General features: G+C 71.0%; 7 protein-coding genes. All 7 read right to left on the bottom strand.

The window, feature by feature from the left end; genetic code table 11:
- Nucleotides 1-190: 190 nt before the first annotated feature.
- The 7 genes from ACIRHA_RS25635 to lpdA all read right to left on the bottom strand — a co-directional run bounded on the left by ACIRHA_RS25635 (nucleotide 191) and on the right by lpdA (nucleotide 9,826).
- Nucleotides 191-706, bottom strand: a complete 516-nt coding sequence (locus ACIRHA_RS25635) for a DUF4240 domain-containing protein (protein ID WP_403850168.1) — start codon at nucleotides 704-706, stop codon at nucleotides 191-193.
- A gap of 122 nt (nucleotides 707-828) precedes the next feature.
- A complete protein-coding gene (locus ACIRHA_RS25630) occupies nucleotides 829-1,836 on the bottom strand; it encodes a helix-turn-helix transcriptional regulator (RefSeq protein WP_403850068.1) in 1,008 nt (335 codons plus the stop codon).
- 39 nt (nucleotides 1,837-1,875) lie between these two features.
- The gene (locus ACIRHA_RS25625) at nucleotides 1,876-2,640 is read right to left on the bottom strand and encodes a VOC family protein (protein WP_403850065.1); all 765 of its coding nucleotides are present in this window, start codon (nucleotides 2,638-2,640) and stop codon (nucleotides 1,876-1,878) included.
- Between the two features lie 136 nt (nucleotides 2,641-2,776).
- Entirely contained in the window at nucleotides 2,777-5,479 is a 2,703-nt protein-coding gene (gene aceE / locus ACIRHA_RS25620; RefSeq protein ID WP_403850062.1) for a pyruvate dehydrogenase (acetyl-transferring), homodimeric type, read from the bottom strand.
- A 235-nt stretch (nucleotides 5,480-5,714) separates the two neighbouring features.
- Entirely contained in the window at nucleotides 5,715-6,338 is a 624-nt protein-coding gene (locus tag ACIRHA_RS25615; RefSeq protein ID WP_403850060.1) for a GntR family transcriptional regulator, read from the bottom strand.
- Nucleotides 6,339-6,580: 242 nt separating this feature from the next.
- Nucleotides 6,581-8,341, bottom strand: a complete 1,761-nt coding sequence (sucB, locus tag ACIRHA_RS25610; protein WP_403850057.1) for a 2-oxoglutarate dehydrogenase, E2 component, dihydrolipoamide succinyltransferase — start codon at nucleotides 8,339-8,341, stop codon at nucleotides 6,581-6,583.
- 96 nt (nucleotides 8,342-8,437) lie between these two features.
- Nucleotides 8,438-9,826, bottom strand: a complete 1,389-nt coding sequence (lpdA, locus tag ACIRHA_RS25605; protein ID WP_403850054.1) for a dihydrolipoyl dehydrogenase — start codon at nucleotides 9,824-9,826, stop codon at nucleotides 8,438-8,440.
- Between the last annotated feature and the right edge of the window lie 34 nt (nucleotides 9,827-9,860).

The following is a 9,860-nucleotide window of genomic DNA, read 5'->3' as shown; positions in this document are numbered from 1 at the left end:
GGACCAGGCGATCCGGGCGGCGTGAGGCCGGCCGTTCCGACGCCTCGGGGCTCTGCCCCGGACCCCGCTGCTCAATCGCCGCAGGGGCTTGAAATTTCAAGCCCCTGCGGCGATTGAGCAGGCCCGTCCGGCAGGACTTTCGGGAAGGGGCGGGGTGGGGGAGATCAGTGGCCCCGCCCCGGTGCCGCAGCTAGCCGAAGCGGGCCGTCAGACGCGGGTACGTCCGGGACATCACCCCGTCGTCCTCGAAGTCCAGAGGTGTGCCCTCCGGCTCCGGGGGCGCGGGGGCGAGGCCAAGGTCGGGGGCGACCACCCCGGTCAGCTGTTCGTACGCCTCGTCCGCCGCGTAGCCGATCTCCTCACCGTCCCCGTCGACCTCGTCGTCGAACTCGTCCAGAAGCTCCGCCAGCGAGTCCGGATCGTGCAGCGCCCCCTCGAACGTCTCCCGGCCCTGACCGATCAGCCAGCACCGGAAGTAGTCGAAGGCGTCGTCGCTCGCCCCGTCGAGCAGCACCCACGCCGCACCCCAAAGGTCCCAGCGGTACGCCCGGTTGTACCGGGACTCGAAGTGCCGGGCGAAGTCGAGCACGAAGTCCGGATCGGACCGCAGCAGCCGCTCGACGAGCAGCTCGGCGTGGTCCTCGGGGTCGCCGCCCGCGGCCTCACGCGTACTGTCCACGATCTCCCAGAACTCGGTCTCGTCCATCACGGGACCAGCATCGGCCCTGTACCGATGGGGCGCACGCCGAGCGCGGGAGCTGCTCCACTTCGTTATGCATGCACATGCCGACGGCACGCCCGGGTGTCCCTCCCGCGGCCCGGCCCCCGTCAGCCGTACCACCCCCGCATCCGCCGCGCGGCCAGCGCGAACCGCTCCCGCAGCGCCTCCGGAGCCACCACCTCCGCCTCCGGCCCCAGCGCCATGAGCTGCGTGTACGCCACGTCCTCCGACTCGACCGGCAGTGTCACCGCGACCCGCCCCTCGGCGTCCGCCTCCGCCGCCGACTCCAGGGCCTCGCGCGCGGACACCGGATCGGTGGTGTACGGCAGTTGACGTACCCCGGAGGGCGTGAGCCGCACGACGACCTCCGACCGCAGCAGCGCCCGCTCGAACTGCGCTGCCCGCTCCTCCCAGAACGCGGGCAGGTCGAACGCGTCCTCCCCCTCGGCCCGCCCGAACCGCTCCTCGCCCGGCTCCACGGCCGTGAACCGGTCGACCCGGTACACCCGGAAGGCGTCATCCGGGGAGCCTTCGGCCCCGCGCACCGCCGCGGCCAGGTACCAGACGCCCGCCTTGAGCACGAGCCCGTACGGCTCAAGATCCCGCTCCACGTCCTCCGCCTGCCCGCGCGACGTGCGGCGGTAGCGGACCCGCACCACCCGGTCCGCCCACACCGCCTCCGCGATCGCGGGCAGCAGCTCGGGCGTCTGCGGCTCCCGGAACCAGCCGGGCGCGTCCAGATGGAACCGCTGCGCCGCCGTCCGCGACGCGTCCCGCACGGAGGGCAGCAGGGCCGCCGACACCTTCAGATGCGCCGCCGACGCCGCGTCCTCCAGGCCCATCTCGCGCAGCGCCCCCGGCACCCCCGACAGGAACAGCGCCTCCGCCTCGCCGCGCGCGAGCCCCGTGAGCCGCGTCCGGTACCCGCCGATCAGCCGGTACCCACCGGCCCGCCCCCGGTCCGCGTACACCGGGACCCCGGCCTCGATGAGCGCCTGCGCGTCCCGCGTCACCGTCCGCTCGGACACCTCGAGCTCGCGCGCCAGCTCGGCCGCGGTCATGGACGGCCGGGACTGGAGCAACAGCACCATCTTGATCAGGCGGGCAGCACGCATACCGTCATCATGAACCGCCCCACTGACAACAGACCCCGCTCAAGCAGCGAAGCGCATCACGGAGAACGCCGCGCCCTGCGGGTCCGCGAGCATCGCGAACCGTCCCGGCTCGATCGTCGTGGGCTGCACCAGGACCTGCCCCGACAGCTCCACGCAGCGCTCGGCCACCGCGTCGGGATCGTCCACGGCCACGTACAGATTCCAGTACGAGGGCACCTCGGGAGGGAACTCGCCGGTCGACATGTCGACCATGCCGCCGAACGCCTCGTCGGCGACGGTCCAGTTCGTGTAGGCGCCGTTCCGCTCGGTGCCCCAGCCGAGCACCGACTGGTAGAAGTCGACGGCGCCCGCGCCGTCCCGGGTGAGCAGCTCGAACCAGCAGAAACTGCTCGGCACGTTCACCACCTCGAACCCGGCGTGCTCCCGCGGCTCCCACAGGCCGAACGCCGCGCCCGCCGGGTCCTGGCAGATCGCGAGCCTGCCCTCTTCGAGGACGCCGATCGGGCCGGAGACGACCCGGCCGCCGTTGCCGCTGACGCGCGCGGTGACCGCGTCGATGCCGCTGGACTGGAAGTACGGCAACCAGGCGGCGGGCTGTCCGGGGCGCGGCACCGGGCCGACTCCTGCCACCTTCGGCCCGTCCGGGCTGTCGAGCGAGAACGTGCCGTGCCCGCCCACCGTGGGGTCGTCGGACGACCGCGTGCGCCAGCCGAACAGCGCCTCGTAGAAGTACCGGGCCGCCTCCGGGTCGGTTGTCGACAGATCGGCCCAGCAGGGCGCGGAGGGAGTCTTGGAGATCTTCACAGAAGTACGCCTCTCCTCATCGAGGTGCGCCTCCCACAGCGCGAACGGCCCCCGGGATCGAACGCGTCCATTCACGCACGCGTGCCCCGCCCCGGCAATCGGGACGGGGCACGCACGCGTACCTGCCTAGGAGGCCTTACAGGCCGTAGCGCTCGCGCGCCTCCTTCACGGCCGTCGCCTTGACCTCGCCGCGGCGGGCGAGCTGGGCGAGGGCCGCGACGACGATCGACTCGGCGTCGACGCCGAAGTGGCGGCGGGCGTCCTCGCGGGTGTCGGAGAGGCCGAAGCCGTCCGCACCGAGCGAGGTGTAGTCCTGCTCGACCCACTGCGCGATCTGGTCGGGGACCTGGCGCATGTAGTCGGAGACGGCCAGGACCGGACCCTCGGCGCCGGCAAGCGCCTGGCGGAGATACGGCACCCGCTCCTCGCCGTTCAGCAGCGCCTCGTCGGCGTCGAGGGCCTCGCGGCGCAGCTCCGTCCAGGACGTCGCGGACCACACGTCGGCGGCCACGCCGAAGTCCTCGGCGAGCAGCTGCTGCGCCTTGAGCGCCCAGTGGATCGCCGTACCGGAACCGATGAGGTTGGTGCGCGGGGCGTTCGCGGCCGGCGAGAGACCGGCGGTCTCCGCGGTGTTGAAGCGGTAGAGGCCCTTGATGATCTGCTCGTCGAGACCGTCCACGGCCGGCTTGGCCGGCTGCGGCATCGGCTCGTTGTAGACCGTCAGGTAGTAGAAGACGTCCTGGTCCTCGCCCGGCTTGGCCTCGCCGTACATCCGGCGCAGGCCCTCCTTCATGATGACCGCGATCTCGTAGGCGAACGCCGGGTCGTAGGAGAGGGCCGCCGGGTTGGTGGCCGCGATCATCGGCGAGTGGCCGTCCGCGTGCTGCAGGCCCTCACCGGTGAGCGTCGTGCGGCCCGCCGTGGCGCCGACGACGAAGCCGCGGCCCATCTGGTCGCCGAGCTGCCAGAACTGGTCGCCGGTGCGCTGCCAGCCGAACATCGAGTAGAAGATGTACAGCGGGATCATCTGCTCGCCGTGCGTCGAGTACGACGTGGCGGCGGCGATGAAGTCCGCGAGCGAACCGGCCTCGTTGATCCCCTCGTTGAGGATCTGGCCGGACTCGGACTCCTTGTAGTACATGAGCTGGTCGCGGTCGACCGGGTCGTACGTCTGGCCCTTGGGCGAGTACAGACCGAGCGACGGGAACAGCGACTCCATGCCGAAGGTGCGCGCCTCGTCGGGGATGATCGGCACCCAGCGCTTGCCGGACGTCTTGTCCCGTACGAGGTCCTTCAGGAGGCGTACGAGCGCCATCGTCGAGGCGACCGACTGCGTGCCGGAGCCCTTGTCGAACGAGGCGAACGCCTTGTCGGCCGGCGCGGGCAGCGGCGCGAGCGGCTGCGTACGACGGGCCGGGGCGGGGCCGCCCAGGGCGGCGCGACGCTCGGAGAGGTAGCGCAGCTCGGGGGAGTCCTCCGCGGGACGCGCGTACGGGACGACGCCGTCCTCGAAGTGGCTGTCCGGGATCGGCAGGTCAAGGAGGTCACGCATGTCCTTGAACTCGTCGATCGTCAGCTTCTTCATCTGGTGGTTGGCGTTCTTGGACTCGAAGCCCTTGCCGAGCGTGAAGCCCTTCACCGTCTGGGTGAGGATCACGGTCGGCTTGCCCTTGTGCTCGACGGCCGCCTTGTACGCCGCGTACACCTTGCGGGGCTCGTGGCCACCGCGCGAGGTGTGGAAGCACTCGGAGATCTTGTCGTCGGACAGGACCTTGGCGAGCTCGATGAGCGCCGGGTCGGTGCCGAAGAAGTTCTCACGGATGTAGGCGACGTCGCGGGTCTGGTACGTCTGGAACTGGGCGTCCGGGACCTCGCGCAGGCGGCGAAGCAGGGCGCCGGTGGTGTCGAGCTGGAAGAGCTCGTCCCAGGCGTTGCCCCACATGGACTTGATGACGTTCCAGCCGGAGCCGAGGAACTGGGCCTCCAGCTCCTGCACCACACGGAAGTTCGGGCGGACCGGGCCGTCCAGGCGCTGCAGGTTGCAGTTGATGACGAAGGTCAGATTGTCCAGACCCTCGCGGGCGGCGAGCGTGAGCGCCGAGGTCGACTCGGGCTCGTCCATCTCGCCGTCGCCGAGGAACGCCCAGACGTGCGAGTTCGAGGTGTCCTTGATGTTGCGGGCCGTCAGGTAGCGGTTGAACCGCGCCTGGTAGATCGCGGACAGCGGGCCGAGGCCCATGGACACCGTCGGGAACTCCCACAGCCAGGGGAGACGACGCGGGTGCGGGTACGACGGCAGGCCGTTGCCACCCGCCTCGCGGCGGAAGTTGTCGAGCTGCTGCTCGGAGAGGCGGCCGTCGAGGAACGCGCGGGCGTAGATGCCGGGCGAGGCGTGGCCCTGGATGTAGAGCTGGTCGCCCGAGCCGTCGCCCTCCTTGCCGCGGAAGAAGTGGTTGAAGCCGGTCTCGTACAGCCAGGCTGCCGAGGCGAACGTGGCGATGTGGCCGCCGACGCCGTGTTTCGAGCCACGGGTCACCATCGCGGCCGCGTTCCAGCGGTTGTACGCGGTGATCCTGGCTTCCATCTCCTCGTCGCCGGGGAACTCCGGCTCGGCGGCGGTGGGGATGGAGTTGAGGTAGCCCGTCTCAAGAAGCTTCGGCAGCGCCAGGCCGCCCGCTTCGGCGCCTTCCAGGGTGCGCCGCATCAGGTACGCGGCACGGTGTGGCCCGGCCGCCTTGGTGACGGCGTCCAGGGAGGCCCGCCATTCGGCGGTCTCCTCGGGGTCACGGTCCGGGAGCTGGTCGAGCTCGCTCGGCTGGATGCGCATGGGGTCGGTCATAGTCGCCGCACGCCTTCCTGAGTCGAAGGGGGTGGGGTGGGGGTGCCCTTGTCTTTGGCAGGACAGGGCGAGATCCCGGTAGGGACCCATCCGGGACTGTAACTCCCTGATCGATGATCGATCAAAGGATTCACCCCCAAAACTTCTTCAGATCAAGAAAGTCGGCACAGGGTGTCTGTGCTGGGGGCTCGAACTTGGCACGGAGTGCCTGGTCAGAGAAGCGGACGGTGACCTTTCATGCGCGCGGCGCACACCCCAGTACGTGGGCCTTCACCAAGGCCGCGATCTCGGGATCACGCCGCCGGAACGCGGCGACGAGATCGGCGTGCTCCTCCGCGTACGACTGCTGCACGGTGCCCAGCCAGCGGATGGACAGCGCGGTGAAGACCTCGATGCCGAGCCCCTCCCACGTGTGCAGGAGCACCGAATTGTCCGCCGCACGCACCAGCGCCCGGTGGAAGGCGACCGTGTGCCGCACCTGGGCGGTCCCGTCGGCCTCCTGGTCCGCCCTGTAGAGCGCCTCTACGTGGGGCTCAAGGGTCGAGCAGTCGTCGGCGAGGTGGCCGGCCGCAAGCTCCGCCGCGATGGCCTCCAGGCCCGCCCTGACGGGGTAGGACTCCTCCAGGTCCGCCGCGGAGAGGTTCCGTACGCGCACGCCCTTGTTCGGCGCCGACTCGATGAGCCGCAGCGACTCCAGCTCCCGCAGCGCCTCCCGCACCGGGGTCTGGGAGACCTCCAGCTCGGTCGCGATCCGGCGCTCCACGATGCGCTCGCCCGGCTTCCAGCGGCCGCTGACGATCCCCTCGACGATGTGCTCGCGGATCTGATCGCGAAGCGAGTGGACGACGGGCGCGGTCATGGGGGCTCCTTGGCAGGGTGGACCCGGTGGGTCGGCGGGGACCCTTAGACAATACGGCCGCTGCCCTGGCCGGACGGGGTACGGCCGCGCATGCGACGGGTGATGCCGGTTACAGAGAGCGTTTGTCGGGGCGGGCTACAGAAGGGGGTGCCCGCCCGGGCGTGCGGCTACGCACGCGCGCGTACGACGGCGCCCCCGACCGGAGGCTTCCGGTCGGGGGCGCCGTCGTACACCTGCTGTCTTTACAGACCCAGCTCGGCGGTGAACTCGCCGGCCTCGAGGATCTGCTTGACCGTCGTCAGGTAGCGGGCGGCGTCCGCGCCGTCCACCAGACGGTGGTCGTAGGAGAGCGTCACGTACGTCATGTCACGGACGGCGATGGTGTCGCCGAGCTCCGGGTCGGAGATGACGACCGGGCGCTTGACCGTGGCGCCGATGCCCAGGATGGCGACCTGGTTCGGCGGGACGATGACGGTGTCGAAGAGGGCGCCGCGCGATCCCGTGTTGGAGATCGTGAAGGTCGCGCCGGACAGGTCGTCCGGGGCGATCTTGTTCGTGCGGACCTTGTCGGCCAGCTCGGCGGTCTTCTTGGCGATGCCCGCGATGTTGAGGTCACCGGCGCCCTTGATGACCGGGGTCATCAGGCCCTTCTCCGAGTCGACGGCGATGCCGACGTTCTCGGAGTCGAAGTAGGTGATGGTGCCCTCGTCGTAGTTCAGGCGGGCGTTGATGACCGGGTGGGCCTTCAGCGCCTGGACGGCGGCCTTGACGAAGAACGGCATCGGGGAGAGCTTGACGCCCTCGCGGGCGGCGAAGCCGGTCTTGGCCTTGTTGCGCAGCTTCATCAGCTTGGTGATGTCGACCTCGATGACCGAGGACAGCTGGGCCTGCTCCTGGAGTGCCTTGTGCATGTTGTCCGCGATGGCCTTGCGGATGCGCGGCAGCTTGACCGTCTGGCCGCGCAGCGGCGAGGCCTCCAGGGCCGGGGCCTTCGGCGCGGCGGCGGCCGGGGCGGCAGCGGCGGGGGCCTGGGCCTTGGCGGCCTCGGCGGCGGCGGTGACGTCCTGCTTGCGGATGCGGCCACCGACGCCGGTGCCCTTGACCGTGGACAGGTCGACGCCGTGCTCGGAGGCGAGCTTGCGCACCAGCGGGGTCACGTAGGCGCCCTCGTCGGCCGGGGTGACCGGCGCGGCGGGGGTGGCCGGAGCGGCCGGGGCGACGGGAGCCGGAGCCGGGGCGGCCGGCGCGGGGGCCGGAGCAGCCGGGGCGGCGGGTGCGGCCGGAGCCGCGGGGGCGGCCGGGGCCGGAGCGGGCTCGGCCGCCGGAGCCGGAGCCGGAGCAGCGGCCGGGGCGGCCGGGGCCGGGGTCTCGGCGGCGGCCGGGGCGGCACCGGGGGCGCCGATGACGGCGAGCTTGGCGCCGACCTCGGCGGTCTCGTCCTCGGCGACGGAGATCTCCAGGAGAACACCGGCGACGGGGGAGGGGATCTCGGTGTCGACCTTGTCGGTCGAGACCTCGAGCAGCGGCTCGTCCTCCGCGACCTCCTCGCCGACCTCCTTCAGCCAGCGGGTGACGGTGCCCTCGGTGACCGACTCGCCCAGCGCGGGCAGCACGACGTCGGTACCGGAGGCGCCACCGGCCGGGGCGGCGGGGGCGGCAGCGGGGGCCGGCTCGGCGGCGGGGGCCGGAGCCTCCTGGGCCGGGGCGGGCTCGGCGGCCGGGGCCTCGGCGGCGGCCGGGGCGGGCTGCTCGGCCGGGGCACCCGAGCCGTCGTCGATGACGGCCAGCTCGGCGCCGACCTCGACGGTCTCGTCCTCGGCGACCTTGATGGAGGCGAGCACGCCGGCGGCGGGCGAGGGGATCTCGGTGTCGACCTTGTCGGTCGACACCTCCAGCAGCGGCTCGTCGACCTCGACGCGCTCGCCCTCGGCCTTCAGCCAGCGGGTGACAGTGCCCTCGGTGACGCTCTCACCGAGCGCCGGAAGGGATACGGAAACCGGCATGGTTTCGGTTGCTCCTTAACGATGTGCAATGCGCGGCAACGCAGTGCGGAAGTCTGTGGTGGTGGTCGTCGCGCCCAGGTGCGACAGGGGCGTGGCTCAGTCGTGCGAGTGCAGCGGCTTGCCCGCGAGGGCCAGGTGGGCCTCGCCGAGCGCCTCGTTCTGCGTCGGGTGCGCGTGCACGAGCTGGGCGACCTCGGCGGGCAGCGCTTCCCAGTTGTAGATCAGCTGGGCTTCGCCGACCTGCTCGCCCATGCGGTCGCCGACCATGTGGACGCCGACCACGGCACCGTCCTTGACCTGCACGAGCTTGATCTCGCCCGTGGTCTTCAGGATCTTGGACTTGCCGTTGCCCGCAAGGTTGTACTTCAGAGCGACGACCTTGTCCGCACCGTAGATCTCCTTGGCCTTGGCCTCGGTGATGCCGACGGAGGCGACCTCCGGGTGGCAGTAGGTCACGCGCGGGACACCGTCGTAGTCGACCGGAACCGGGTTCAGGCCGGCAAGACGCTCCGCGACCAGGATGCCCTCGGCGAAGCCGACGTGCGCGAGCTGGAGGGTCGGGACCAGGTCACCGACGGCCGAGATGGTCTCCACGTTGGTCTGCATGTACTCGTCGACGAGGACGAAGCCACGGTCCATGGCCACGCCCTGCTCCTCGTAGCCGAGGCCCTGGGAGACCGGGCCGCGGCCGATGGCGACGAGGAGGACCTCGGCGTCGAAGGTCTTGCCGTCGGCGAGGGTCACGCGGACGCCGTCCTGCGTGTACTCGGCCTTCTCGAAGAAGGTGCCGAGGTTGAACTTGATGCCGCGCTTGCGGAAGGCGCGCTCCAGGATCTTGGAGCTGTTCTCGTCCTCGACCGGGACGAGGTGCTTGAGGCCCTCGACGACCGTGACGTCGGTGCCGAAGGACTTCCACGCCGAGGCGAACTCGACGCCGATGACGCCGCCGCCCAGGACGATCGCGGACTGCGGGACGCGGTCCAGCTTCAGCGCGTGGTCCGAGGAGATGATGCGGTTGCCGTCGATCTCCAGGCCCGGCAGCGACTTCGGCACGGAGCCGGTCGCGAGAAGAATGTGGCGGCCCTGGACGCGCTGGCCGCCCACGTCCACGGACGTCGGGGAGGAGAGCTTGCCCTCGCCCTCGATGTACGTCACCTTGCGCGAGGCCACGAGGCCCTGCAGGCCCTTGTACAGGCCGGAGATCACGTCGTCCTTGTACTTGTGGACGGCGTCGATGTCGATGCCCTCGAAGGTGGCCTTGACACCGAACTGCTCGGACTCGCGCGCCTGGTCCGCGATCTCACCGGCGTGCAGCAGAGCCTTCGTGGGGATGCAGCCGTTGTGCAGGCAGGTGCCGCCGAGCTTGTTCTTCTCGATCAGGGCGACGTCCAGGCCCAGCTGCGCTCCGCGCAGGGCCGCGGCATAACCGCCGCTACCGCCGCCGAGGATCACTAGGTCGAAAACGGTGCTGGCGTCGTTCGCCACGTCACGTCCTCCATGCATGTGCGCCGTACGCCGG

It is taken from the genome of Streptomyces sp. NPDC102360, from assembly GCF_044766085.1.
In the GTDB taxonomy this organism is placed as follows: domain Bacteria; phylum Actinomycetota; class Actinomycetes; order Streptomycetales; family Streptomycetaceae; genus Streptomyces.
The sequence above is the reverse complement of the archived record's forward strand: the minus strand, read 5'-3'. Positions and strand labels throughout refer to the sequence as shown.

Bases quoted from the DNA above. Each gene is read 5' to 3' on its own strand.
- ACIRHA_RS25615 (WP_403850060.1), bottom strand. From the start codon at position 6,338: ATGACCGCGCCCGTCGTCCACTCGCTTCGCGATCAGATCCGCGAGCAC.
- aceE (WP_403850062.1), bottom strand. From the start codon at position 5,479: ATGACCGACCCCATGCGCATCCAGCCGAGCGAGCTCGACCAGCTCCCG.
- ACIRHA_RS25635 (WP_403850168.1), bottom strand. From the start codon at position 706: ATGGACGAGACCGAGTTCTGGGAGATCGTGGACAGTACGCGTGAGGCC.
- sucB (WP_403850057.1), bottom strand. From the start codon at position 8,341: ATGCCGGTTTCCGTATCCCTTCCGGCGCTCGGTGAGAGCGTCACCGAG.
- ACIRHA_RS25630 (WP_403850068.1), bottom strand. From the start codon at position 1,836: ATGCGTGCTGCCCGCCTGATCAAGATGGTGCTGTTGCTCCAGTCCCGG.